This window comes from Deltaproteobacteria bacterium (assembly GCA_019309045.1).
Lineage (GTDB): Bacteria > Desulfobacterota > Syntrophobacteria > BM002 > BM002 > JAFDGZ01.
The window spans coordinates 1-25980 of the sequence record JAFDGZ010000008.1 but is presented as its reverse complement, the minus strand read 5'-3'; the positions used below and the strand labels follow the sequence as shown (position 1 = coordinate 25980).

The window sequence follows — 25980 nt, the reverse complement described above, 5'->3', positions numbered from 1 at the left end:
GATATCCTGGCTACTGCTGCCAGGGCAGCCACTTTGTTCCTGGAGGTCACAGTTCCTCCAGACCCATGGCGCGAATCAGGCGGGCCCTGGCCAGGTCATAGGCAACAAGGGCGTTGGTGTAGTTTGTCTTGGCCGTGGTCAACCTGGTCTGGGCGTCGAGCACTTCTGTTGAAGTAGCCACCTGGCCGCGGTAACGTTCCTGACTGATCCTGAAGTTCTCTTCTGCAGATTCAACGCTCAGCTTTGCTGCCACAATGGCCTCCTTAGCAGCCTGCAGGGTAAGATAGGCGCTTTTCACCTGGAGACGAACCGAGTCTTCCACCTGTTTCAGGGCGTCTTTGGCCTGCTGCAACTGGGCGCGTTTCTGGTTCACCGAGTAGAGCGTCTTGCCCCACTCGAAGAAAGTCCAGTTGGCCACTGCTATGATGTCCCAGTTTTCCCGATCAACAAAATTGCTTCCCTGCACATTTGGTCTGTTGCCCCGGCGATAGTAGTTGCTGGCAAAGGTCACGGTCGGGTAAAAGTTGCTTTTTGCCAGAGAAATTTCCTTTTCTGCACTCTCTACCTTTTTCTGCGCTTCCAGTACTTCGGGTCTGTGGCTGAGGGCGATTGCTTCACTCTGTTCATAAGTTCTGTCGTATGGCTTGGGAGTAAGCACATCCGCTATTTTTACCGGGGTCTCGAGGGGGCGGCGCAGCACCGTGTTGAAATTGGCCTCGGCAACCCGGAGATTGTTAGCGGTGCGAATGTACTGTACCTTGGCGTCTCCCAGCCGAGTCTCAGCATCGAGCACGTCGACTTTGGGCTTCATGCCAACCTCATAGAAGCTTTTTGCTACTTTCACTTCCTCTTCCAGCTGACGCACCGACTGGGCGGCGACCTCTTGGAGCTTCTCCGCCCTCTGAATGCCGAGATAAGCCTCTTTTACCTGCAGGATGAGGTCCTGCCGGGCCTGTTCGAGGAGAATTTTCGCCACATCGAGCCCGAGTTTGCTCAACTGATAGTTGGTGAGAATTGCAAAACCGGTAAAAATAGGTTGTTCCAGGGTGCCAGTGAATCTATACTGATTTCTGTCTCCAGCCTGAACACTGATGCCACCGAAAGTGACAGTATTCTCACTGGGACGTCGGTAGCCGTATTCCGCTTTCAGTTTTGGCAGAAATTCGGTGAAAGATTCTTTTTTGCGTTGCTCGGCTACTGTTACCCCCTCCTGAGCTACCTTGATGCTGAGGTTGCGCTGCAATGCTATCTCTATGCTCTTTTCGAGAGTGAGGGCCACCGGCTCTTCCTGACTGGCTGTAACTTCTGAACCTGTGCCAGCCAGCATCATCAGAACAAGAGCCACTGCCAACCACAATCCAGGTATCACCTTCTCTCGCTTTTGCTGTTGTCGACCCATTGCACACCTCGCTTGGGCAAATCCTGCAGTGAAATAAAGTTTACTCTGGGCCACAGAAGCCCCGAACAGCTCCACCGGCGGCAGAAGATACGCCGCGATGTTTCCTGGGGGGAGCTTTCCTCTGCCAGCCCCTGGGCATTTTGGCACAGAGGTAGTTGCCGCTGTCAAGTGGTGACACAAATACTTTGGTACTTAGGGAATCGGTGATTTTTTGTCAAGAGCAGTTCTGGCAAGACTCATCCTGTTTTTCTGGGTGTAACAACAGCTCTTCCCGGCGGCCGCTGGAAAATGCCCGGTTTTGTTGACAACCACCCTTTGTGCTCTTCGAGGCTTGCCAGGAAGAGATATTAGAGAAGTACAGAATAGAAGAAACTGCCGTGATTCGAGAAAAGGATAGTTACTCTCCAGCGCCCTGGCCGTCATTGCTCTTCATGACAGCCGCGTAAGGGTTGGTGGGACCGTGGCCGCGTCCTAGAGGCAAGCCGTGGCGGATGGCGTCGGTGATGAAGCGTTTGGCCTGTGAAACTGCATCTCGAGGTGTCATTTTCATGGCAAGAAAGGTGGCAATGGCTGCGGCGTAAGTGCAGCCGGTGCCGTGCGTATTCTTGGTGTCTAGGCGAGCTGCCCGAAATTCATAGAATTCCTGGCCGTCAAACAACAGGTCCAGGGCTGCGCCGCTCAGATGACCTCCTTTGATGAGCACGTGAGCCGGGCCAGCGGCCTGGATCTTTCTGGCAGCCTGGCGCATTTCTGTCTCGCTGGTTACCTGTTGGCCGGCGAGAACAGATGCTTCCGGCAGGTTTGGTGTTACCATGGTGGCCCGAGGCAGCAGCAGCTGGATGAGAGCATCTCTAGCCTCCTCTGCGAGCAGGGGATCGCCGCTCTTGGCAACCATAACCGGATCCACTACCACTACCTCTGGAGAATACCAGGCAATTTTTTCAGCCACCAGCTGGACCACGTCGCTGTTGGCGAGCATGCCTGTCTTTACTGCATCCACCCCAATGTCAGTGAAAACTGCATCGATCTGGGCCGCAATAAAATCCACGGGCACCTGGTGGACTGCCATTACACCTACAGTATTCTGGGCAGTGAGAGCAGTAATGGCGCTCATCCCGAAGCCGCCCAGCAAAGTGATTGCTTTCAGGTCGGCCTGGATGCCGGCGCCGCCTCCAGAATCAGAACCCGCTATGGTGAGTATCCGTTTCATGGCTCACATTCAGCTGCCGTGTCATCAGCTTGCCCCTGAGAAGCGAGGGCGGTGCCCTTTACAGGCCGCGGCTTTGCCGCGGACTCCCCTCTTGGGGCAAGGCGTCTCGGGCCGAGCACAGCCTTGCTGCCCTAGGTTTTTTTCTTGCTGAACCAGAACATGGCCAGACCCATTATACCAATAATGTAGCCGATTCCAGCGATTATTTTACTGAGCCCGGGTCCTGCTGCCTGTTCTTCTCCCAGTCGCCTGAAGAGCGGTGCCAGCTTTCTGTCGAGCACTTTTTCCATTATTGTCTGCAGCTGCTCCGCACTCACATTGCTGGCAACGGCGGTCGCCGTGTCGGCGGCGGCGGCTGCAGGGGCCGCTTGTTTTTTCTGCTCCTGTTGGCCGCTGTGCGAATCGACCACTGCGGCTGTGCCCTCTAATTCACTCTCGGGAATGGTAAAGTCATTCTTGTGGCCCATGCTGGCCGTAAGGACGATCTTGAGGTCAGACTTCTGCGGTACTTTGAAGGAAAATTCTCCCTGGTCATTGGTGCGGCCCTCCAGAAGTTTTTTCCCTGCGGGATCGAAGACTTCCACCAACCCTTGTCGCACCTTCTTGCCGCCGCTGAAATAGCCTTCCACCTGGACCGTATCACCCTCCACCCAGGCGAACACGTTGACCTTGTGGGCCAGAGCCTGCTTCGGCAGCAGTGGCACAGTAAATATCGAGACAACAAGCGCCGCCCGCAGCAAGAACAAGATGTGCTGCATAGTTCTCCCTCTAGCTGGCTGCATGGGTAACTCCCAACATCTCCGGTTTTACCTTCTTGATAAAGGCGTAGCAGAAGGCGGTAATGGTTCCCTCTATACACATTACTGGCAAGTGAGCAAGCAGCAAGACTTTGGCAGCTGCCATAAAGGATTCGCCGGTGAATACCAGACAGGCCGCTACCAGGAGCGCACTGAGAAGAATGGCTATGAAGCCGCACATAAAGGCCAGAACCAGACCAAGGTCATCCCGTTTGCGCGGGATGGCTCTGGCGAAAAGGTAATAGCAGACGAGAGCGGGAAAGGCCATGTTAAAGGTATTTATTCCAAGGGTGGTAAGACCGCCGAACTGGAAAAGAAGGGCCTGCAGGGCAAGGGCCACCAGAATAGCAGGAAAGGCGGCCCAGCCGAGCAGCAAGCCCAGGAGGCCGTTCAATACCAGATGCACCGATGAAAAGCCAATGGGTACGTGCACCAGTGAGGCCACAAAAAAGGCCGAGGTCAGCACTGCCACTTGCGGAATCTTTTCAGGTTCAGTCTTCTTGAGGCCTACAGCCACTCCCGCGGCCGTAAACACAACACCAGCCAGCAGAACCGGGGCAGAAAGAACTCCTTCTGATATGTGCATGAGAAACTCCTATTTCATCTGGTGAAAACGAACCCAGAGCACAGCGCCGATCTCCACATCTTTGCCTTTTAGCTGGCGGCTGTCAGTGTTAAGGGCGGCGAATCCCCACCAGCCTGCCACCGGAGCGGCATAGGTAAAAATGCCATTGGGGTCCGCCTTGAGGGTCTGGGTTACCATATAATCTGTGGGCGCCGAGTAGGTGTCCGCCTCATTGAAATATTCCACCTCCACTTCAGCACCCGGCACCGGCTTACCATTGAGCAGCACCATTCCCTGAAACACGTTGCCTGCATAGAGAGCAAAAGGTCTGCTCAAGGGGACGATCTCGGTCTTCAGACCAATGGGCTCATCCCAGCCTTGATCGTCGCCGTAGGCAGCTACCACTGTCTTGGTGTAATGCACTATGTAGGTATCCTCGGCTGGTTCCCAGTAGGGTTTGGGTTCCATATAAAATACATAGATACCTGGCCGCTTTATCCTGTAGCTCGTCTTCCAGATGGTATGCCCCTGAAGCTTGTCAGGACTTAGAGTGCCGAGCAGATCCTGCTTGTTGCCATGCACCACCACTCCGAAGGCTGCAGGCTTGTCCAGATTCATGCCGTGGTCTTCGAAGGGATGCCAGAACATGAGACGAGCAGTCACCACTGGGCTGTCGCCCTTCATGACCATCTCATCAGAAGGGATAATCATGCCGAAATGAGCCCGGGCATCGGGCAAAGCGAAAGAACACAACAGAACAGCCGTCAACAGAGCAACAAACCAGCGCATCAGCAACCTCCTCTTGTCGTTGCAAGGTTGTGGCTTGTTTTACGCATCTGTGGGAACAGAGGCCAGACACGAAAAAAGCCACCAAGCCTTACCGTTTATTCTGATAAGCCTTCGTGGCTCGTTTTGCTGCTGTATAGTTCTTGTAGACTTACTGGAGGTTTCTTCCTCCAACTACTTTTTCATATAGTCCATTTCTTGGGATCTTGTCAATGGTTAATTTGTCCTGACACTCTAGTCTCCTCTGCAGCATGCCGCAGAACCATCTCCAATGGAGCGCCCGGGATAGAGCGGCGGCTTCCGCAAGCCACCTGCAAATCGGCCCCCGGCGACCACAGCGAGCTATTCTTCCAGAAAACATTTGAGTTGTTCACGGCGAGGAGTATGGCGGAGTTTTCGTATCGCCTTTTTCTCGATTTGCCGTATGCGTTCTTTGGAAACGCTGAAGCGTTTTCCTATTGTCTTCAGGGTCTCCTCGGGTTTACCGTCAATGCCAAATCTCGACTTCAAAATGGTCTCTTCCCTCGAGCTGAGCGAACCAAGCACCTCGCGAGTCACTTTGGCCAGCTCCTTCTCACTGACACGTTCCAGAGGAGATACACTGTTGTCGTCTGCAATAAAATCTCCTAACTTCTGGTCTTCGCCTCCGAAGGGCGCCTCCAGGGAAATGGGTCGGTTTGAAAGCTGGATGATCATTTTCACTTTTTCTAGAGACAAACCGCTGTATTCGGCAATTTCTGCTGGAGTGGGCTCTCTGCCCAGTTCTTTTACCAGCTCGTAGAAGTTCTTAAAAAAGAAGCTCTTCATTTCGATAAAATGCACTGGCAGACGAATAGTACGAGTCTTGTCATATATGCTGCGAATTACACTCTGCCTCACCCACCAGGTCGCATACGTGCTGAAGCGGTTGCCCTTGGTATAGTCATAGCGCGATACTGCTTTGAGGAGTCCCATATTGCCTTCTTGAATGAGATCCAGAAAACTCAACCCCCGGCCCCGGTAACGCTTGGCAATACTGAGCACCAGTCGTAGATTGCCCTCCACCATCTCTCTTTTGGCTTCATCGATGCGGGCTGCAATCAGCAAAGCATCATGGTACAGGGCCTGGTGCCCGCTGGAGGCTCCTTCTCTGCTGGCAGCCTTTCCGAGTGCTTCTTTGGCGAGCTGCACCATTTTCTCCCTGAGCCCGGGATACAGAGTAGAATCACCTTCCCAGGCGTGAAGCTGCTGCCGAACTTCGTCAAACTCACTCCCTGCGGCCCGCTTGTCCCACAGCAGGTCCACAAGCTGCCTCTGGCCTTCCTTGATAGTTCTAGCCAGCTCCATTTCTCGCTCAGGAGTAAGCAGAGGGTAGCGAGCAATTTCCTGAAGATAGAAGCTGATCAGGTCTTCCTGGAAAAGATCCTCAGCCTCCACATCCGCTTCTGGCAAGGGCCCGGCAGACTGCTCTGGGCTGCAGCGGCCTTGCTCTCCAGCCATGTCCGGCAGAGTCTGCGGGCCGGCAGCACATTCAGCGGCATCAGTAAGCCCATCGGCGCAACCGGCAGCCGAGTTCTGATCAAAGCAACCCAGCTCTTCTAGAGACTCCACTTCCAGGAATCCTCTGCCGAGCAAGTCACCTAGATCATCTGCCTGGCGGTCGAAAGCTTCCTCATTGGCATCGTCGTTATCTGTTTTGTTCTCCATACAAAAAGCCATCCGTTTTCACTCCCAGCATCTTTCTTACTTCACCCACAAGACCTGGTCTGTCGCTGAGCCAGCTTACCAGTTCTGTCAAACTACTACTAGCCAAATAGGAAATTAAGCAGTCTATGTACACCTGTCAAGAAGAAAAAAATCACGAATGCTCGGCAGGCTATAGCGGCAGTCGGAGAGAGCACCGCGGCAAATCCCGTCAGCGGCCCCCATCATGTGCCGAGTGCCAGCACCCCAACTGCACTCAGCAAACAGGCGGAGAACCTGGTCAGCTGCGCTATGTAGGGGATGGGAGCGATAAGGTAGCAGGGAGGCGCTCAGACGTGCAGCTCCACCACGTCCTCGTCTTTGAGGACGTGATCGCGATTTACCATCTGGCCGTCAAATACAGCAGTACCCCATATCTTGGCGCACTTGAGTTTCTCTAGAAAATCCTTGTGAATTTTTGCGGCAAAATCAGCCACAGTGCTGCCTTTTTTCAATATGAAGGGAGCAGAGCGGTCAGCTTCTTTGCCAGGCGCTTTTGAATACACCCGGATGATTTCCAAGCGTTCCACAACCGCCTGCTTGAAGAGCTCCAGGTTGCGTCCTGTGGCGGCTGAAGCCGCAACCAACGGCCAGTCCTCGTCCATCAACTCCCGGAAGATTTCCTCATTCTCGACGCTTGTCTCATCGTCACTCTTGTTCGCCAGGACAAGGAAGGGCATAAAAGTCCAGCGGTGCTGTTCCTGGCATTGCTGCTGGTAACGACGCGGTGCTATGCGGTGTTCGCGCAGCAGAGCAATGACATCCTCCAGGTGCTGCATGGGATCTGTGTTCAGATCAACCACTACCACTATGAGATCCGCCCTGCGAATGAGAGCCAGCAGCTCGGGCTCCACGTACTCTTTTGTCAGGGGCGGCGTGTCAATGAGCTGCACCTGGATGTTGGCCACAGGCATCATCCCGGGTGTGGGTCGCCAGGTAGTATGAGGAAAGTCAGCCACTTCAGGGTTGGCATTGGTCAGTGCGGCAACCAGTGCCGACTTCCCCACGTTCGGTGGCCCCACCAGCACTACCTGTCCGGCGCCTTCCTTGTCAATGCGGAAGGCAGACTCCTTCTTGCTTATTGACTTCTTGGTCTGAGCTGCGGCTTTAAGCTTGGAAATTCGCCGGCGCAGGGCGGCTCTGAGCTTGTCGGTGCCCTTGTGCTTGGGCATAGCAGTGAGCATTGCTTCTAGACAGCTGATCTTTTCTGCCGGGCTCCTGGCGGCACGCAGACGCTGTTCAGCTTCCAGATACTCTGGTGGCAGATTGGCAGGCATAAACGACCTGTAAGCCGTGGTTTATAGATTAGTGCCCATTGAACTGTTTGATATCTATATAGAAAATTTCATCGCGAAAGTCAATGTCTGCCAGGCTTTGCAGATATGCGGTCCCCTCAGATGTGCCTGGGGGAGAGAATTATCATCGGTGCCAGGGGGCTTGTGGGCCAGGATCTACAAATTACCGAGTTTCTTGACAGTTGCATCATTTGTCGAGGATGTTTATTATACTGTCGAAGCTTGTTCTCAGGGAGGTTTGTCATGCCAATATACGAATACCGCTGCTGCTCCTGCAACGAATGTTTTGAAACTCTGGTCTTCAAAACTGACGAGCCCGCGCCCAGCTGCCCTCACTGCGGGGCGGAGCAGGTGGAGCGTCTACTGTCAGCTTTTGCCTGCACAACTTCCTCTACGGGGTCTGGCACTGCCGCGGCCTCCGGCTGCAGCAGTTCCGGATTTTCCTGAGCCTCCTAGCGAGGTTGGCGGTGCCAACCACTGACAACATACCCACACTGCGGCTCAAGAAAAACGAAGAAAGACGGCTGCTCACAGGACACTCGTGGGTTTTCAGTAATGAAATCCATGACTCACTGCAGGGGATTGAACCAGGCCTGCTGGTGCGAGTGATCTCCTGGCAGGGAAGGTTTCTCGGAGTCGGCCACCTCAATCCGCACTCTCTGATCAGCATACGTCTGCTCAGCCGTCGGCAGGTGAACATAGACAGAGATTTCTTGAAAAGCCGCTTGCTGGCTGCTCTGGCAAGACGGCGGCGATTTTTGCCTGATGCCCAGGTGCTGCGGTTGGTCTTTTCTGAAGGAGATTTCCTCCCCGGTCTCATTGTAGACTACTATGCCTCTCATGTGGTGCTGCAGACCCTGACCCAGGGAATGTCCCGCCTGGAATCGACTCTGCTGGACGTTTTGCAGGAAGTTCTGCGGCCAGCATCAATCACTGTACGCAATGATGCACCGGCAAGACTGCTCGAAGATCTACCACTGGAGAAAGGTGTGGCAAGGGGAAGGCTCCCCGATGATCTCAGGGTGGATATTCATGGGCTCTCCCTGCATGTGGATCTACTGAATGGCCAGAAGACAGGCCTTTTCCTTGATCAGCGTGAAAATTGGCTGCTGGTTGACAGGGTGGCAGCAGCAGCACGGGTACTGGACGGCTGTTGCTACCAGGGCGCCTGGGCACTGCATGCTGCCAGGTGTGGTGCCCGCGAGGTGGTGGGGGTGGACGTCTCGGCGCAGGCGCTGGAAGGTGCTAGACTGAATGCCGCCCAGAACGGCCTGGTACACTGCTGTCGGTTCGAACGGCAGGACATTTTTGCTTTCCTGGCTGACACAGAGGAACGCTTCGACCTCATCATTCTGGATCCCCCGGCCTTTGTCAAGACAAAGGCGAGACTGGTACAGGGAGAACAGGGCTATGTCAATCTGAACAGAAGGGCCATGAAGCTTCTCCCTCCAGAGGGCCTCCTCATAAGCTGCTCCTGTTCACACCATCTCAGCTCGGAGCGCTTCCGCAAGGTGCTGGTGCGGGCGGCTCGGGCAGCGGGCAAACAGCTTCGACTCCTTGGCATGTTTACCCAGGCCAGGGATCACCCGATCCTCCTGGGTCACCCTGAAAGTGAATATCTCAAGTGTGCTTTTCTGCAGGTACTGCAGCCGATGTGAGACAGGCTTGCATTTGCCGGTCATCTCCGTTACAGTAGGGTCCGTTCGAACCGGCCCGACCTGCCAACCTTGCACGACCATGAATTCTATTGCGCACCTCCAGAGGAGTATCTTTTGCGCTTCCTAGCCGATCTGCACATTCATTCCCATTACTCGGTAGCCACGAGCAAGGCAATGATCCCTGAACAGCTGCACCGCTGGGCGCAGCTCAAGGGGATCACTGTTCTGGGTACAGGAGACTGCTGCCACCCTGGCTGGCTCAGTGAACTGCAAGAGAAACTGGTCCCTGCTGAAGCCGGTCTCTATAAGCTCAGGGCGGATCTGGCAGAAGCAGTCGATCAGGCCGTTCCCGGGCGCTGCCGCTCCCCGGTGCGGTTTTTGCTGAGCGCTGAAATCAGCAGTATCTACAAAAAAGACGGCCGGGTTCGCAAAATTCATAGTCTCCTTTTCTTGCCGGAGATGCAAAGTGCCGCGGCTCTGCAAGCAGCTCTGGCGCGCATCGGCAATATTGCCTCGGACGGACGGCCGATCTTGGGTCTAGACGCCAAGGAGCTCCTGAAGATTGCCAGGGAGGTATCAGAGGAGATCGTTCTGGTGCCAGCGCACGCCTGGACGCCTCACTTTTCCATACTCGGCGCCAGATCCGGTTTCGACAGTCTGCAGGAGTGCTTTGAAGAGCTGACTCCCCTCATTCCGGCTATAGAGACTGGCCTCTCCTCGGATCCACCCATGAACTGGCGGCTGGCAGATTTGGCAAATGTGCGCCTCATATCCAACTCCGATGCCCATTCGCCGGCCAAGCTCATGCGGGAAGCAAATCTGTTCGACACGGATCTCACCTATGCTGCTATCATGAGGGCGATCTGCGAACCGCACAACAGGGCGTTCCTCGGGACAATTGAATTTTTCCCGCAAGAGGGCAAATATCATTACGACGGTCACCGCTCTTGTCAAATACGACTGTCACCCGAGGAGACCAGAAAGGCAGGAGGTCTTTGCCCCAGGTGCAACCGACCTGTCACTGTGGGGGTGATGCACCGGGTGGAGGAGCTGGCAGATTTCCCCCCGGGTCATCGTCCACCCGGCGCCCTGCCATTTCGAGCTCTCATACCCCTGGCAGAAATCATCGCAGAGATAGAGCAGGTGGGGATGAACAGCAAGAAGGTGGACAAGCTCTATATGGAGCTCTTGAGCAGATTCGGCAATGAGTACCACATCCTGGTCGAGGAGGAGCTGCAAAGATTGAGAAGCCTTGGCTACAATCTGCTGGCTGCAGGCATTGCTAAGGTAAGAGAGGGGCAGGTGAGCATTTCGCCTGGCTATGATGGGGAGTTTGGCACCATACGGGTGTTTGACGGCGAGGAAAGGAGAGAACTTTCGGGTCAGCTAGGTCTATTTTGAACCTGGTGAGTCTGGCTGAAGGTCGGCCACTGCTAAGATCTAGCTCTGGCTGCCGTGAGCGGAGTTGATGATTGCCAATCTCAATGCAGCCCAAAGAAAGGCCGTGGAGTACGGCAATGGCCCCGTGCTCATCCTGGCAGGAGCCGGCACTGGAAAAACGAGAACTCTGGTCTACAGGTTGGCCCATCTCATCCAGCAAAAGGAGGCTGCGCCGGCAAGGATCATGGCGGTTACTTTTACCAGAAAAGCCGCCAATGAAATGAAGAGCCGGCTGGCCGCACTGCTGCCGCACATTCCGGATATCAAGACAACAAGAATCGGCACCTTCCATTCTCTCTCTGGGGCACTGTTACGAGAGGCCACTGGGGACCACGGTCAGCAGAGCCTCCTGAGCGAAGCAGACCAGCTTGCTCTCATCAAAGAGATTCTCCAGCAGAAAAACCTGAGCAGCCCCCGCTGGCAGCTCCAGGAGGTGCGCAACCGCATCTCCCTTGCCCAGGGAGAGCTGTTGACAGCCAAAGAGCTGGCAGCCACGGAGGGAGAAGAGTTCGCCAGCCTGTATGAACTCTATCAGCAGGAAAAGCTGCGGAGAGACCTGCTCGATTTTGATGATCTCATAGGTTTATTGCTCCAGCTCTGGAGCAGGGATCAGCAGGTGCGGCAGCGACATCAACGGGCCTTTGCCGCGGTGCTCGTCGATGAATTCCAGGATGTCAACAGGGCCCAGTATCGCTGGGTGCAGGTTATCACTGCTGCCCACCGCAATCTGTGGGTCGTGGGGGATTCTGATCAGTCGATCTATTCTTTTCGGGGTTCTCATGTGGACATTTTCCACAGATTCCAGGAAGACTACCCTGAGGCAGCTGTCATCAGGCTGCAGCAGAACTACCGCTGCAGCAAACGAATCCTTGCTGCAGCCACCGCAGTAATTTCTCGGAACAACAATCCTCTGAGCTGCGCTCTCTGGAGTGCTGCTGCCCAGGGGCCCTTGCTGCGTGTGGCTCGCTGCAGAGACGAATTCCAGGAAGCGCGCTTTGTGGTGGAAGAGATCGAGCGGTTGCTCGGTGGCAGCAGTCATTACCGCCTGTATCAACAAGACTATGTGGACACCCCTGACGATGGCCAATTTTGTTTCAGCGATATTGCTATTCTCTACCGTACCCATGTCCAGAACAGGCCTCTGCAAGAAGCGCTGTCGCAGGCTGGCATCCCGTTTCAGACTGTCGGCGGCAAGGCGCCATTTGCTACCAGGGCGGCAGAAACCTTGTTGGCGTATCTTCACTTTGCCGCCAATCCCTCCAGTGAAGACGACTTGCCCCTTATCCTTGATGTGCCCCCCCGGGGCCTTGGTGCCAAGGCCAGGCAGTGGTTTGCCGAGCGGTTGACAGGCACCGGGGGCTCGGCCTGGGAGGCGCTCTGTCTGTCCTGCCGGACAGACGATCTGCCGGGGCGCTACCAGGGCGGCTTCCAACAATTGCACGGCGTTGTGGCAGAGCTTCAGAGACTTGTTGCCACGGAACCGTTGACAACAGTCCTGGAGAGGGCCTGGAAGATGACAGGACTCAGCGATTATTTCGGCCAGCGCAGTGCGACTGCCTCGGAGAGCTACCAGTGGCTGCAAACTCTTGCCCCTCTGTATGGCCCGGAGCCTGCCCAGCGGACGCTTGCCGCCTTTTTGGAGGATTTGCGCTTCTGGCAGGAGAATGATTTCTACGATCCCCGGGCAGATGCTGTCTCTCTGATGACTGTGCATGCTGTTAAAGGGTTGGAGTTCCCGGTAATTTTTGTCTGTGGTATGGACCAGGGGTTGTTTCCGCTGCTGCGCCGGCAGCTGCAGAAGGAGGAAATGGAGGAGGAGCGTCGCCTCTTCTACGTGGCCATGACGCGGGCTCGGCACACCCTGGTGTTGAGCAGCGCCCGGCGTCGGTTCCTTTTCGGTGAGAAAGTGCTGCTGGAGCCTTCCCGGTTTCTCAGCGAGATCCCCCCGGAGTATGTGGACAGGGTGGCTGTTGCTGCAAGAAGCAGCAAGAAAAAATCCTCCAGAGAAAAGCAGCTGAGCCTGTTCTGATCCCGGCAACAGGGGAAAGCTGTCCTCTTGCTGGACGAGGACAGGCGCTGCTGCCGGAAGCTATCCTGGCAGCATGCCCTGCCGTGAGATGTACTTGTGCCGAATATCCCTCTGTGATAACAACTGACAGCGGCGGAGATTGTCGATATGGCTGGCCAACAATCTGAACTGCTCTGTGCAGACCCCCTGCGGCAATCGGTGCAGGTCGTCAAGGGCGTCGGCCCTCAGCTGGCCCGCAAGTTGGAGGCACGAGGCCTGACCACCGTGGAAGACCTTCTGTTCAATCTGCCTGTGGGCTATGTTGATCACCGTGGTGGCAGACGGATCAACGAACTCCGTGCCGGTGAGTATGTCAGTTTTGTGGCCAACATTTTCTCAGCCAAAGAAGTTCAATACCGGCGCCGGCGTTTGTTGGAGGTGGTTCTGAGCGACGGCAGCGGGCTGGTTACGGCCAAGTGGTTCCATTATGGCGCCTGGTTGGTGAAGCGGTTCAACAGAGTCCGTGGCAAGGTTCGAGTGAGCGGCACCCTGCGCCTCTTTGGCGGCAGATTGGAGATGCACCACCCGGAGGTGGAGGAAGTGGAGGCCGGCCAACAAGAAATAGGCGGCATTGTTCCCCGCTACAGCGCCATTCCAGGGGTGAGCCGCAGGACCTATCGTCGCCTCATGGCTGAGGTGGTGAATTGTTATGTGCCCAGGGTTCCGGAGACGCTGCCTGCAGCTGTCCGCCGTTACTTTGATCTGCTCGACTTGCAGACGGCCCTGCGGCAAGTCCATTTTCCCAGCAGAGGCCCTGAGAAGTACCCCAGCAGCACAGTGTCTCCAGAACTTCGTCGACTGATCTTCGAAGAACTCTTTTTTCTGGAACTGCAGATACTCAGAGGCAGGCAAAGGCTTTGTGGCGAGGCCGGCCAGGCCATGACACTCGACAAGGACTTCCTCCGCAGGGTGGGCAAGCTCCTGCCTTTCAAATTAACCGCAGCCCAGAGAAGAGTAATGCGAGAGATAGCAGCTGACCTCAGCAGCGGCAGAGCAATGAATCGGCTGGTGCAGGGGGATGTGGGCTGCGGCAAGACCATTGTGGCCCTGCTGACAGCCCTCATTGTCATTGCCAATGGCTTCCAGGCTGCAGTGATGGCGCCGACCGAGATACTTGCCCAGCAGCACTTCTTCAATATGGCGAGCTATGCTCGTGCCCTGGGCATACCGTTTACGCTGCTCACTTCTAGAATTGCCGCAGCCGAAAAAAAGAGCCGCACCGAAGCAATTGCCAGGGGCGAAGCCAGCCTGGTGGTGGGCACCCATGCACTTATTCAGGAGCGGGTCACTTTCAACAGGCTGGGACTGGTGATCATTGATGAACAACATCGCTTTGGCGTGCTGCAGCGTCTAGCTCTGCGGCGCAAGGGGGTGAATCCGCACCTGCTGGTGATGACTGCCACCCCAATACCCCGGACCCTGGCTATGACACTCTACGGTGACCTCGAGGTATCCACCATTGATGAACTGCCGCCAGGACGGCCGCAGGTGCAAACCGTAGTTCTGGAGGCCAGGGAGAGGAAGCGAGTCTATGAGCTGCTGCGGCAGGAGTTTCTCCTGGGGCGCCAGGCCTATGTCATTTACCCCCTGGTGGAGGAATCCGAGAATTCCGAACTGCAGGATGTGGTAAGCATGACATCTCATCTACAAGACCAGGTTTTTCCTGATATCAAGGTGGGCATGCTGCATGGCCGTCTGTCTTCTGAGGAAAAACAGGCAATCATGACTGATTTCGCCCGGAAAAAGATTCAGCTGCTGGTGGCTACTACAGTTATCGAGGTGGGCATTGATGTGCCGGATGCCACTGTTATGGTAATCGAACACCCGGAGAGATTTGGCCTTTCGCAGCTGCATCAACTTCGGGGTCGGGTGGGGCGCGGCAAACACCCCTCTCACTGTATTCTGGTCCACCAGGGAGGGGGCAGAGAGAGCAGAGCGCGTCTGGCTATCATGGAGCAGACCAACGACGGCTTCCGCATAGCCGAAGAAGACCTGCGGCTGAGAGGGCCGGGCGAACTGGCAGGTGTGCAGCAGAGCGGTTTTGCTAATTTGAAGATGGCCAACCTGCTGCGTGATGTTGGCATTCTCAGGGGTGCTCGCCGAGCGGCTATGGCACTGATAGCCAGGGATCCGGAGATAGAAAAGCCCGAGCACGCAGCCATCAGGAGCAAGCTGCAGCGTCAGAATGAGCAGGCAGCCGCACTGCTTGGGACTTGCTGAAGGGTACTGGGGACGAGGAGCTCGGCTGTCAGGGGGGTACCAGAAAAGGCAGAGGCTGCGCCCTCGGGAGGGTGGCTCATTGTTGATGTGCCAGGGAGGCCGCCTGCTGCTGCTTTGCCTGGCGGCGGGCGGGAAAGACGAAAGATCCTGGCCGTACCTGGAGTACACACCGGAGCAAGTGCTCATGGATAGAGAACAGGCTGTTTTGCCAACCACCAGCAGCGGACTCCTGGCCGCGGTGAAGACGGCCCTGCGGCAGGTAGTTGCCGAGCTGCGCGTCCCGGACTGTTTTGCGGAACTCCTTGCCGAGGTGCAGCAAGACGAATGCTATCTGAGCCTCCAGCGGTCCTGGGACAGGTTTGATGCAGCTCAGCGGCAGCGCGGTTGGCAGCAGCTGAGAAGCTTCATGGTGCAGGCAGCCTACCGGCGCAGGCCGTATTGCATTCGCTGTGGGGAGTGCTGTCGAAGATCCACTCCCTCACTGCATCCAGAAGATGTGGATCTTCTGCAGCAGGGCGTGATTTTGCCCGGCCAGCTCTACACCCTGAGAAAGGGTGAACTCGTCAACTTCAACCTGGCAGGCAGGCTGGCAAGGCTGCCAGTGGAACTGATAAAAGTCAAACAGCAGCAGGGAACGACTCAGTGCATTTTTTACCAGGCTGACCGTGGCCGCTGCGCCCTATACCAGCATCGCCCCCTGCAGTGCCGCGTGCAGGCATGCTGGGATCCCGGGCAACTGGAACGATTGTGGCAGCGACGGAAGCTGAGCCGCCGTGATCTGTTCCAGCAGAACAGGGAGGTACTGAATCTGCTCCAGAGTCACGAGGAGCGCTGCGGGGTGGAGCAGTTGTACCTGGCGTGTCAGCGGTTCCGTGAAACTGGAGGGCGGCAGGGCGGCGAGCAATTGTTGGCAATGCTGCAGGCCGACGCTCATTGGCGGGCCTCTTTTGCCGAGAGCCTGCCGCAAAGAGCAGCGGAAATGGATTTTCTTTTTGGCAGGCCGCTGATGGAGCTCATCAAAGTTTTTTCCCTGGAGGCCGCAGATGGCAGCGAAGGCGGCATCCGCTTCTCCAGCCAGGAGCCTTGAACTGGCTGCCGGAGCTCGATATGGAACAGGAGGACCGACCAGTCTGGATTGTTGTTACGAGCGCAGCTGGTTGCAGACGTGAAAAAAGCGCCACAGAGCAGTCAGGTTGGTTCCTACGGCCAGCAGAATGAGGACTACGATCAGCACCGCGTCCTGGCCGAGCACCGCAGCTTCGTTTGCCCTGGCAGTCAGGTTCACTATGGAATTGACCATGCCTGTGACGCCGATGGCAATAATGCGCTCTCCTCGCTGAAACAGGCCCACCATACATGATACCCGCAGCGCTTCTGCCCTGGCCCGGGTGTAACTGACCATCAGAGAGCCAAACAGCACCAGAACGATGGTTACTGTCATCAGCGGAGTAGCACCACCCACTCGGTAAAAATAGGCCCAGATGCCTCCCAGGATGCAGAGCTCTGTGTACCGGTCCAGCACCGAATCCATGAAGGCGCCGCGTCTTTCTTCCTGGCCAAGCTGCCGAGCCAGCGCTCCGTCGAGAGTGTCCAGAAGACCGGTGAGCAGGGTGAGGGCTCCACCCCACAAGGGGCTGAAGACAAAGCATATACCCGCTGCCAGGCCGGAAAGGGCACCAAAGATGGTGACATGATTCGGCTTCAGACGAAGAAATACGCAGCAAGGTACCAGGTATTTGCCCAGAAACCGGTAGTAGACAGTCTCCAGTGTGCTTCCTTTAAGCATCTTTCAGCCCAGTCCGCTGCAGATTATGGTCAAAGGAAAACAACCGTCTGCACTTCATTGCTACTGCCCCATGGACATAATACGGAGCCCCGGATCAATCTGGCGCTGTCTGCAAGCGAGCCGTCTGCAATGTGTGCCGCCATGCCTCGTGGGCAGTCTATCAGGCAGTGCTCCTGCCGCTGGCCGCAGCAGGGGCACGCTTCACTGTTGCTGCTGGCGCTGGAGCCGCTGGCAGGCAGGACCGCCGTAAGTTCAAACAACTCTCTGTTATCTTAACAAATTAAGGCAATTTGTCGAGCACATTCTTTGACAAGTGCCGTCTCTTCCGTTATGGTAGAGTTGTCCGAAGCAAAAAACCCTTGGTGTCCGCCTGTTTTTGCTGGCCGTGAGGTCAGTATGAGGTCTGCATGGCAGAGATCCCTTGCACTACTACCGCCAACCTCACCCAAGAAGTGGGGGCCCTGCGAATCCGGGGAGACAGCTCGCGGCAGGGCAAAGCCACAGTGGTAAGGGAGATTCCCCTCACCATCTTTTTGAACGGCCGGGAGATTGTTACCCTTTTATGCACTGGAGCTCACGTGGAGAGCCTGGCCGTGGGCTTTCTCAGGTCGGAAGGTCTTCTGCACCGCCGGCAGAGCATCACCGCCGTGGAAGTGGATCGGCAGACGCATGTGGTCCGGGTCTCTTCCAGTGAAGAGACCAGCAGCGCCGTCGAACTCCAGGGCAAGAGAACTGTCACCTCTGGCTGCGGCAAAGGAACCCTCTTTTACCATGTGCTGGACTCGATCCACAGCCGCGCAATTCGCTCGCCCCTCACTGTGACCGTGGCACAGATTCGCCGGCTCATGTCCAAACTGAATCAGCGCTCCGAGCTGTACCGCCTTTCTCGGGGTGTGCACAACTGCGCCCTGGCTGCAGGTGAGGAGATACTGATTTTCCGGACTGACATCGGCCGCCACAATGCGGTTGATATGATTGTCGGAGAATGTTTTCTCAACGATATCTCGACCAGTGACAAGATCCTGGTCACCACCGGGCGGATCACCTCGGAGATCCTGATCAAGGCGGCGAAAATGAAGCTCCCCATGCTGATATCACGTTCTGCTGCAACCAGCCTCTCTCTGGATCTGGCTCGAGATCTGAACATAACAGTAGTCGGTCTGGTGAGGGGAGGCGGCATGGTGGTTTACACCGGCCGCGAAAACGTCATAATGCAAACGGCAGGCAGCAGCTGAGGCAGCACTCTGGTGAATTATTTTCCGCAGGGGGGGCGTTGCTGGATCTGCTGGCCCTTGTCTGTAAAGTAGCACAGCGCCGATAGACCGAGATTTACCATTTGCACAGCAACCTGTTCGCCGCTGCCTCTGATTTCCCCGGGATCCAACCGTAGTAGAGCATTGCTTGCCAGCATGCTGGCGAACATCCCTCCGGCCTGGCGGTCCAGCGGCCATACCTGGGCTCCGTCCACTGTGAAGGTCAGGCGGCAGGGCAGCAGAGCCAGCATCTCTTTTCTGCTGTTTTCCACAGCCTGGCAGAGGGTGGCTTTGACTTCAGGCACTCTGGTGCAGGAAAGGCCCAGCATCCGCAGAAGAGCTGGACGCACCAGCTCTTGAAGAGCAGCAAACACAGCTGTTGGCCTGCCCGGCAGAGCAAAGAGGAGGGTCTTCCCCAGGCTGGCGAGAAGCGTCTGTTTGCCTGGAGTCATTCTGACTCCTGCGAAGTGTATCTTCCCCATCAGTGAGGTGACTGCGGCAGCAATGAAGTCTTTGCCTCCCTTGCCGGTTCCTCCCGTGGTTACTATGAGGTCCAATCCCCGCATTTCGTCGATGCTTGCGACGACCGCTGCCAGGGTGTCCCGCACCACTGCGGCGGTGATCACCTCGCCGCCCCAGATGCGCACCAGCTGGAGAACGGTCTGCAGATTGCTGGCGAACACCTTGTCAGGGTGTGCTGTGGAGCCCGGCTCTGCAAGTTCGTCGCCGGTAGCCAGAATCGCCACCCTGGGTCGCCGCCTTACCAGCACTGCTCTCCTGCCCAGGGCGGCAATGACAGTCAGCTCTGCAGCCTGCAGGATGGCGCCTTTGCTGAGCAGATGCTCTCCCTGCTGAAAATCCACCCCGGGCTGGCTGGTCCAGGCCCCGGCGGCCAGAGCAGAGGAGACCTGGATGCCCCCGGGCGCAGGCAGCACCTGTTCATGAGGTATCACTGCATCTGCTCCCGGAGGCAGAACCGCACCAGTGGATATTACTGTGGCCTGACGCCGGCCTACTTCGCAAGATGGCGTTCGGCCGGCGCTGGCATTGCCGACGATTTCAAAAAAAAGCGGCCGGTCGGAACTGGCGCCTGCGGTATCCACGCTTCTCAGGGCATAGCCGTCCATAGCTGCTCTGGCCGAGGCAGGCTCGTGGCGATTGGCTCTGATCTCCTCACAGAGCACCCGTGCCAGAGCTGCATCGAGTGACACTTCCTCGGTAGCCAGAGTTGGCGCAACTTTATCTATCAGTGCCAGCGCCTGTTCAAGAGTTGCTATTCTGCGGTTCATGCAGTGCTCAGCCTGATGGTGAAGTCAGTGGATCTCGAAACATTGAAGCAGAAAGAATCTCGTCTCTCCTCTGCAAATGGCTTCCAGCAGTCTGCTTTCCCCCTATTTGCCGGCAGTTGCCTTCTGCTGCAGCTGCAGGAGTTCTTCTGCTCTGGACAGATCAGCAACGGTGTTGATGTTGAAAAAGGAGATGCCGAGAGGATCAATTGCCTGGCACTCCTTTTCTCCCAGACGGTACACCCTCACGGCCGGGAAAAATCTGATTACCTGGAGCTCTTTTCGTTTGAGCATACCCTCGATGTGAGGCAGACAGCGGCTCGAATAGGCTGCATGCAGGGGCTCCAGGCGGCCTTCCTTTTCTGGAATGACCACGTCGTAGTTGGCAGCCAGTTCCACCATTTTACCTATGAGGGCGGCCTGCAGAAAGGGCATATCGCAGCCGGCCACGAAAATACCCCTGTCCCGAGCATAGAGCAGCCCGGTATATATGCCCCCCAGAGGCCCCTGTTCAGGGATGATGTCTCGCAACAAGGTCACCTGGAGGTCCACATAGACTTCCGGAGTGTTGCTGACGATTATCACTTCAGAAAATATCCGCCCGAGGGTTCTGACCTGGCGCTCTATGAGCCGTTCCCCCTGGAACAGTTCCAGGGCCTTGTTTCTGCCGAAACGGCGGCTCTTGCCGCCTGCTAGGACGACTCCGATCATGTGGATTCTCTCTGTTGCTTCGGCAAGCGAATAGCTATGTCTATCCTGCTGGGAGTTCTGTAGCCTCGCAGTGCTGAAAGCATGCCAGTAATGCCGCCCACCACAAAGTCCCTGACAAAAGATTTCATGGGAAGCCTTTTGCCGTCCAGCCGGACGATCATGGTTGTATCAGAGGCGGCACGCAGAAAGCGCTCTTCCAGCAAGGACGCTACTCCTGCCACATCTTCCAGGTCGAAGCAGGGCACCTCCACAGGCAGTGACACATCGCTCACCACAGCTAGCAGTCTATCTGCCGGGGTGCAGAGCAGCTCTTCATGCACTTCACTGCGGAAGATCTCGATCTTTGCCTTGTTGCTCCCCTTGTAGCCTTCGGTGAGCACCAGATCTTCATCCTGGAAATACATGGCAACGATGCTGTCCAGATCCAGTTCTTCCGGCACCTCTTTGATGAGGGCGATTCTGGAAGGTGAACTGAGGGCCACGGTCTGGGCGCCTGCCTGGCGGTGCCGCCAACTGTCTTTTCCCGGATGATCAATGTCGGCGTGATCGTGGGCATCGTGCTTGATAGTACCCAGCCGATATCCTCGTCGCTGCAGCTCGGGCACGAGTTTCTCGATAAAGGTTGTCTTGCCAACTTTAGACTTGCCCACAACAGATACAATACTGGGCATCAACAGCCTCCTTTCCAGTTCTCTTGGGTAACTCAGCTAAGGTCGGCGAGTGCCCGCCTCAACAGCTCGCCAGTCTGTCGACTCAGCTGGCTGGCTTCTTCCAGATAGGCGGCGATCTTCTCCCAGCCCTGTTCCCGCAGTTGCCGGGCATACTTGTCGAATGAATCGGCATGTTCCTCATTGTGGTGCTGCCAGTGGTGCAGCAGCACTTCTATTCGCTGACGATCGAGTGGTGCCATAACCTTTTCTCCTCTGTGGCAACCAGGAGTGTCCGCGGCCTGCTAGATATTTTTCCGGGCAGCAGCTCCACTGACAGCCGCCCCGCAAACCTCCTGGTGGCGATGTGCCTCATTGGTTGACGCTCAGATCTCCTTATGATACTGCATGTTACTGTCCGAGGACAATAAGGTTGACCGCTGGGGCACAATCCCAACAGCCAGCTTGCTGGCTGGTCATTGTGCAGTGGAGACTGACTGCCCATGCTGGCCTATCCAAAGATCAATCCCAACATTATCGAGATCGGTCCCATCAAGCTGCGCTGGTACGGCCTCATGTATGTGCTGGGCTTCCTGGCATCCTACCTGCTGATTCAGAGGATGGAGAGAGCCCGCAAACTTGGTCTCCATGGCTCGCGCCTGCAAGATTTCATGTTTTATCTGGCTGTCGGTCTGGTGGTTGGGGCCCGCCTCGGCTACGTGCTCTTTTACCAGTTTCACGATTATGCCTTCTATGTGGAGCACCCTCTGGAGATTATCGCCATCTGGCACGGCGGCATGTCTTTTCATGGGGGGTTGTTAGGCGCTGTGCTTGCCGGGATTCTTTTCTGCCGCCGCGCCGGCCTTCCCATGCTGGAGGTTGCAGATGTGGTAATAATCACCGCCCCTATTGGCCTCGGCCTGGGACGGCTGGGAAACTTCATCAATGGTGAACTCTTCGGCCGTCCCAGTTCGGTGCCCTGGGCCATGCTATTTCCTGAGGGAGGACCCCTGCCCCGGCACCCCTCTCAGCTGTATGAAGCTTTTCTGGAAGGGGTGGTGTTGTTCGCACTTCTCTGGCTGCTGAAAAATCGCCTCAGGTGGTCTGGGGGCATGGTATGTCTCTTTCTCGCTGGCTACGGCATCCTGCGCTTCCTGGCCGAGTTTTTTCGAGAGCCAGACCCGCAGCTCGGTCTCTTTTTCGGTTTTCTTTCAATGGGGCAGCTTCTCTGCCTTGCTATGATTCTGGCAGCGCTTTGCCTCTGGCTGCTGCTGCCGCACAACTCTGCCGAGAAACCAGAGGAAACCTGATGCTGCTGTGAATACCACCCGGTAGCCGCTGGGAGATATAGTGATGAAAAGTGGTCCGCAAACGAGTCTCAGCAAAAACGCTTCTCCTGGGGGTGACCATGCTGCTGTCCTCTCTGCCGATTATCAGAAGAAGAAGACCAGTGCAGAAAGAGCTATGGCCCGCATTCGCCGGGGCAACAGAGTGTTTATCGGCTCTGGCTGCGGCGAGCCCCAGCATCTGGTGCGGGCCCTGGAACGCATGGTGGTGCAGCTGGCTGATCTGGAAATACTCCATCTGCTCTCACTCGGCAAGGCATCTTTTACTGAGGAAGCCTTTCGAGACAAATGCCGCCTGAAATCTTTCTTCGTGGCTTCCGGTTCGCGGCAGGCGGTTGCCGAAGGGCGAGCCGACTATACGCCCATCTATCTCTACGATGTGCCGCAGCTGTTCCGCAGTGGTCACAGTCCAATAGACGTTGCCCTCATCCAGGTATCTCCCCCGGATCCTCACGGCTATTGTTCTTATGGTATTTCCGTGGATATTGTCAAAGCCGCGGCCGAGGAGGCCAGAATCGTCATTGCCCAGATCAATCCGAGAATGCCCAGAGTCCACGGCGATGCCTATATCCATATAGATCAGATCGATGCGGTGGTGGAACACAGGGAAGAATTGTTGGAGATGCCGCCGCCCCTGATGAATGACACCGCCTACGAAATAGGCAGGGAGGTGGCCGAGCTCATTGATGACGGCTCAACCATCAGAGCTGGCGTTGGCAGCGTGGCCAATGCAGCGCTCTACTCCCTTGCTGACAAAAAAGATCTGGGTGTGCACACTGACATGCTCACAGACGCCTTTCTCTACCTCATTGAAAAGGGCGCCATTACCAACAGGAAAAAAACCCTGCATCCCAAGAAAGTCGTGGCCAGTTTCTGTATGGGGTCCAGAAGACTTTATGACTTTGTGGAGGACAACCCCATGGTGGCCTTTTACCCCGCAGAGTATACCAATGACTATTTCGTCATCAGCAAGAACGACAATATGGTCTGCATCAACTCTGCTCTGCAGGTGGATCTCAGCGGCCAGGTATGCGCCGACTCCGTTGGCCACACCATATACAGTGGAGTGGGCGGGGCCGTGGACTTCATCAGAGGGGCACTGCTGTCCAAGAATGGCAAAAGTATTATAGTGCTGCCATCCACGACTCTGGACGAAGAAGAGTCTAGAATCGTGCCTCATCTCAGTGAGGGAGCCGGGGTAATCAACACTCGCGGTGGTGTCCATTACATTGTCACTGAATACGGTGCGGTGAATCTCCACGGCAAGAGTATCCGGGAGCGTGCTCTGGCCCTGATAGAACTGGCCCATCCCAAGTTTAGAGAGCAGCTGTTTCGCGCTGCCCAGAGGCTTCACTACATTTACCGGCACCTGCAGCCGCCAAAAGGTGCCCCACAGCCATATCCTGAAACCTGGCAGCTGCGGCAGGTGCTTGCTGGAGGAGAGGAAATTCGCCTCCGGCCGGTGCGACTCACTGACGAGCGCGCCCTGCAGGAATTCTTCTATGCCCTGCCGCAAGAGAAGCCTTTTATTCGCTTTCTTTCCGCCATGAAGGTTTTTCCTCGTCCTGATCTACGGGCGCTTCTGCAGATAGACTATCACCGAGAAATGTGCCTGGTAGCTGTGACCGGCGAACTGGCTGCCGAAACAGTGGTTGCTGTGGGTCGTTATCTCCTGGATGAGGAAACCAATATGGCTGAAGTGGACTTTGCTGTGCGCCAACAATGGCAGGGAAAGGGGGTGGCCAGCCTGCTCCTGCAACAGCTGATCAATATAGCAAAGAGCAAACATATCGAAGGTTTTGTCACCTACCTCGACCCTGGAAATCGCCAGGCCCTGGCAGTTTTTCAGAAGATGGGCTACCTGATGAATACTTCTCTGGAAGGAGATGTTATGAAGGTTACACTTTCTCTGACAGAACCTGTTGAGCAGTGTTTCCTGGATTTCTCTGGCAGCAGCACCAGCGAGAACCAGTAAGGAGCAAGCGACCAATGCAGCTACAAGAAGATCTCTATAACTATCCCTGGGAAAGTATGGTTGAGAACAACTGCAACAGCTATCTCATTGCCGGTGAAGTGGTAACCCTCATCGACCCGGGCCACCACCACCTCTTTCCCCAGCTCGAGAAAGCCCTGGCTGAGGATGGCTTCTCTCGGGCTGACATCCAGCTCATCATTGCAACGCACCCACATCCGGACCATTTCGAAGCTGTGGAGGATTTTCTCGATAGCGATACCCTGGTGGCGCTCCATCCTGAGGCTGAGCACTTCATCGAGGAGCAGGGCAGGGAGCTCTTCCGCGCCATGGGGCTTGCCTTGCCAGAGTACCGCGTCGACTTGCACCTGGTGGAGGGCGAGCTGCGCTTGGGCAACCATACCCTGCAGGTAATCCATACTCCTGGGCACGCCCCCGGCAGCATCTGCCTGTACTGGCAGGAGCGCAAGATTCTCTTTTCAGGCGATGTGATTTTCGACAGAAGCCTCGGCCGCACGGATCTTCCCGGAGGCAATGGCGCCTTGCTGCAGCAGTCCATTGATCGTCTGGCTGAACTGGATGTGGAACTGCTCTTGCCCGGCCATGGCCCTCCTGTCCAGGGCAAGGCAGCCGTCAAAGAAAACTTCTACCTGGTTCGCAGTATGTTCTTCAGTATGCTGTAGGCTGGTATTTGCAGGAGATTTTTCCAGAGGATCTCAAAGCAATGCCTGACGCAGGGCTGCCAGGTGCTGCTCGCACGGTTGCCACAGATTTTCTAGCTGCTCCCTCCAGGCAGGATCGTCTTCCACCTTGGGAACCACTGCCGAACCCTGTATACCAGCAGCTGCCAGCCTGGCGACAATGCTGTTTGTGACCTTTTCCTTCTCAGCCTCGCGAAGGCGGTTGTACTCGGACCAGCATTTCCTGAACCGGCTGAAAGGAGCTTCCCAGGAGGGCTCCAGCAATGTCTCCAGGAGGTTGACAAGCACTTCGCTTTGCTGGTCGGGGCTCAGAGCGTCGCACACCTGCCTGGCAATCTGTCGCTTGAGGCGCGCTTGCAAATGTTGAGGCAGGGCCTCGATCTGGGCGCACACATCCGCAACAGTGGCTGTGTCGTCTTGAAGCTGCCGCACAAGGCCCTGCACCTTTGCCAGGGCCTCTTGCATCTGCACCTCAGCCTTTTCTTCTTCCGAGAGCTTCAGATGCTTGGTTCGTTCCATGACCAGCTCAAGGGTGCTCTTTATCTCGGCCATAATAACTCCTCCTGCCACCGCTGCAAAACGTCTGCAGCACTCTGCCGGCCAACCATTCTCTGCCCCATGATAGTATCCCGGGGCTGCATGATCAAGGGGCTGCTTGGCGGGAGTTTTTCCGGAGGGGACTTGTTGCCCAGGCAGACCAGGGGCTCACAAGTTGGCAGCTGCTCCACAGGGATTTCAGATCAACTGCACTAACCGATTTGGCTTGACTATTGTGAAGTTTTAATTAATACCCACTAGTGTCCGGTTGTTTGCCTGTTAAAATGCTGTAACCTATTGTTATAAATATACAAAAGCCTTGTTTATGCCTGTCACCGACTTGAATCGAAAAACTCGAATCAGCTATCCTCCTTTATCTTTTAAAGGAGGAGCCGCTGATGTATACAGGCAAAATCATTTTCTCCCAGATCATCGATCACCTGCCCATGCATACCTTTCGACGGTGTGTCCAGCGATATCGCGGACACTACAAAGTGCAACGTTTCTCCTGTCGGGACCAATATCTATGCATGGCTTTCGCTCAGTTGACCTACAGAGAAAGTCTTCGGGATATCGAGGCC

At 56.0% G+C, this 25980-nt stretch carries 25 protein-coding genes; 11 read left to right on the top strand and 14 right to left on the bottom strand.

Translation table 11 applies throughout. From position 1 onward, the window contains the following. Window positions 1–46: 46 nt before the first annotated feature. From JRI89_03055 to JRI89_03025, 7 genes are all read right to left on the bottom strand, one after another. Window positions 47–1399 (bottom strand): TolC family protein, encoded by a 1353-nt coding sequence (locus tag JRI89_03055; protein MBW2070213.1) that lies wholly within the window; start codon window positions 1397–1399, stop codon window positions 47–49. A 397-nt stretch (window positions 1400–1796) separates the two neighbouring features. Next, entirely contained in the window at window positions 1797–2609 is an 813-nt protein-coding gene (thiD, locus tag JRI89_03050; GenBank protein MBW2070212.1) for a bifunctional hydroxymethylpyrimidine kinase/phosphomethylpyrimidine kinase, read from the bottom strand. Between the two features lie 131 nt (window positions 2610–2740). Next, the gene (locus tag JRI89_03045) at window positions 2741–3367 is read right to left on the bottom strand and encodes a hypothetical protein (protein ID MBW2070211.1); all 627 of its coding nucleotides are present in this window, start codon (window positions 3365–3367) and stop codon (window positions 2741–2743) included. Window positions 3368–3377: 10 nt separating this feature from the next. Continuing rightward, window positions 3378–3992: a cobalt transporter CbiM gene (cbiM, locus tag JRI89_03040; GenBank protein ID MBW2070210.1), complete on the bottom strand. Its 615-nt coding sequence runs from the start codon at window positions 3990–3992 to the stop codon at window positions 3378–3380. 9 nt (window positions 3993–4001) lie between these two features. After that, window positions 4002–4760, bottom strand: a complete 759-nt coding sequence (locus tag JRI89_03035; protein MBW2070209.1) for a DUF4198 domain-containing protein — start codon at window positions 4758–4760, stop codon at window positions 4002–4004. 339 nt (window positions 4761–5099) lie between these two features. Beyond that, complete coding sequence (locus JRI89_03030; protein ID MBW2070208.1) at window positions 5100–6443, bottom strand: sigma-70 family RNA polymerase sigma factor; 1344 nt, start codon at window positions 6441–6443, stop codon at window positions 5100–5102. Window positions 6444–6769: 326 nt separating this feature from the next. After that, window positions 6770–7756 carry a 50S ribosome-binding GTPase gene (locus JRI89_03025; protein MBW2070207.1) on the bottom strand — a complete coding sequence of 329 codons (987 nt, stop codon included), beginning with the start codon at window positions 7754–7756 and terminating at the stop codon, window positions 6770–6772. Window positions 7757–8017: 261 nt separating this feature from the next. Between JRI89_03025 and JRI89_03020 the strand changes: the two genes are divergently transcribed. From JRI89_03020 to JRI89_02995, 6 genes are all read left to right on the top strand, one after another. Beyond that, window positions 8018–8221 carry a zinc ribbon domain-containing protein gene (locus JRI89_03020; GenBank protein ID MBW2070206.1) on the top strand — a complete coding sequence of 68 codons (204 nt, stop codon included), beginning with the start codon at window positions 8018–8020 and terminating at the stop codon, window positions 8219–8221. A gap of 20 nt (window positions 8222–8241) precedes the next feature. Further along, entirely contained in the window at window positions 8242–9432 is a 1191-nt protein-coding gene (locus JRI89_03015) for a class I SAM-dependent rRNA methyltransferase (GenBank protein ID MBW2070205.1), read from the top strand. 114 nt (window positions 9433–9546) lie between these two features. Further along, window positions 9547–10833 carry a DNA helicase UvrD gene (locus JRI89_03010; GenBank protein ID MBW2070204.1) on the top strand — a complete coding sequence of 429 codons (1287 nt, stop codon included), beginning with the start codon at window positions 9547–9549 and terminating at the stop codon, window positions 10831–10833. A 67-nt stretch (window positions 10834–10900) separates the two neighbouring features. Beyond that, window positions 10901–12901 carry a UvrD-helicase domain-containing protein gene (locus JRI89_03005; GenBank protein ID MBW2070203.1) on the top strand — a complete coding sequence of 667 codons (2001 nt, stop codon included), beginning with the start codon at window positions 10901–10903 and terminating at the stop codon, window positions 12899–12901. 147 nt (window positions 12902–13048) lie between these two features. After that, window positions 13049–15160 (top strand): ATP-dependent DNA helicase RecG, encoded by a 2112-nt coding sequence (recG, locus tag JRI89_03000; GenBank protein ID MBW2070202.1) that lies wholly within the window; start codon window positions 13049–13051, stop codon window positions 15158–15160. A gap of 184 nt (window positions 15161–15344) precedes the next feature. After that, the gene (locus JRI89_02995; protein MBW2070201.1) at window positions 15345–16247 is read left to right on the top strand and encodes a YkgJ family cysteine cluster protein; all 903 of its coding nucleotides are present in this window, start codon (window positions 15345–15347) and stop codon (window positions 16245–16247) included. 54 nt (window positions 16248–16301) lie between these two features. On the opposite strand, the gene JRI89_02990 is transcribed toward JRI89_02995, so the two are convergent. Both JRI89_02990 and JRI89_02985 read right to left on the bottom strand, forming a co-directional pair. Further along, entirely contained in the window at window positions 16302–16946 is a 645-nt protein-coding gene (locus JRI89_02990) for a CDP-alcohol phosphatidyltransferase family protein (protein ID MBW2070200.1), read from the bottom strand. Between the two features lie 29 nt (window positions 16947–16975). Continuing rightward, complete coding sequence (locus JRI89_02985) at window positions 16976–17206, bottom strand: hypothetical protein (GenBank protein MBW2070199.1); 231 nt, start codon at window positions 17204–17206, stop codon at window positions 16976–16978. A 147-nt stretch (window positions 17207–17353) separates the two neighbouring features. Between JRI89_02985 and fdhD the strand changes: the two genes are divergently transcribed. After that, entirely contained in the window at window positions 17354–18181 is an 828-nt protein-coding gene (gene fdhD, locus JRI89_02980; GenBank protein MBW2070198.1) for a formate dehydrogenase accessory sulfurtransferase FdhD, read from the top strand. A 17-nt stretch (window positions 18182–18198) separates the two neighbouring features. Here the strand turns inward: fdhD and JRI89_02975 are convergent, their stop codons facing one another. From JRI89_02975 to JRI89_02960, 4 genes are all read right to left on the bottom strand, one after another. Beyond that, window positions 18199–19488, bottom strand: a complete 1290-nt coding sequence (locus tag JRI89_02975) for a molybdopterin molybdotransferase MoeA (GenBank protein ID MBW2070197.1) — start codon at window positions 19486–19488, stop codon at window positions 18199–18201. Between the two features lie 102 nt (window positions 19489–19590). After that, window positions 19591–20196 (bottom strand): molybdenum cofactor guanylyltransferase, encoded by a 606-nt coding sequence (locus JRI89_02970; GenBank protein MBW2070196.1) that lies wholly within the window; start codon window positions 20194–20196, stop codon window positions 19591–19593. Beyond that, the gene (mobB, locus tag JRI89_02965; GenBank protein MBW2070195.1) at window positions 20193–20867 is read right to left on the bottom strand and encodes a molybdopterin-guanine dinucleotide biosynthesis protein B; all 675 of its coding nucleotides are present in this window, start codon (window positions 20865–20867) and stop codon (window positions 20193–20195) included. Before mobB ends, JRI89_02970 begins: the two co-directional genes overlap by 4 nt. 32 nt (window positions 20868–20899) lie before the next feature. Then, a complete protein-coding gene (locus tag JRI89_02960) occupies window positions 20900–21106 on the bottom strand; it encodes a hypothetical protein (protein ID MBW2070194.1) in 207 nt (68 codons plus the stop codon). A 240-nt stretch (window positions 21107–21346) separates the two neighbouring features. Here JRI89_02960 and JRI89_02955 point away from each other — a divergent pair, with 240 nt between their 5' ends. Genes JRI89_02955 through JRI89_02945 form a run of 3 tightly spaced genes read left to right on the top strand, consistent with a single transcriptional unit; the run spans window position 21347 to window position 24844 of the window. Further along, a complete protein-coding gene (locus JRI89_02955; protein ID MBW2070193.1) occupies window positions 21347–22153 on the top strand; it encodes a prolipoprotein diacylglyceryl transferase in 807 nt (268 codons plus the stop codon). Between the two features lie 43 nt (window positions 22154–22196). Continuing rightward, window positions 22197–24164 carry a GNAT family N-acetyltransferase gene (locus JRI89_02950; protein ID MBW2070192.1) on the top strand — a complete coding sequence of 656 codons (1968 nt, stop codon included), beginning with the start codon at window positions 22197–22199 and terminating at the stop codon, window positions 24162–24164. Between the two features lie 14 nt (window positions 24165–24178). Continuing rightward, window positions 24179–24844 (top strand): MBL fold metallo-hydrolase, encoded by a 666-nt coding sequence (locus JRI89_02945; GenBank protein MBW2070191.1) that lies wholly within the window; start codon window positions 24179–24181, stop codon window positions 24842–24844. A gap of 33 nt (window positions 24845–24877) precedes the next feature. On the opposite strand, the gene JRI89_02940 is transcribed toward JRI89_02945, so the two are convergent. Beyond that, window positions 24878–25414: a hypothetical protein gene (locus tag JRI89_02940; GenBank protein MBW2070190.1), complete on the bottom strand. Its 537-nt coding sequence runs from the start codon at window positions 25412–25414 to the stop codon at window positions 24878–24880. Between the two features lie 383 nt (window positions 25415–25797). Here JRI89_02940 and JRI89_02935 point away from each other — a divergent pair. Further along, the coding region (locus JRI89_02935) for a DUF4372 domain-containing protein (GenBank protein ID MBW2070189.1) at window positions 25798–25980 on the top strand (183 nt) is incomplete at its 3' end.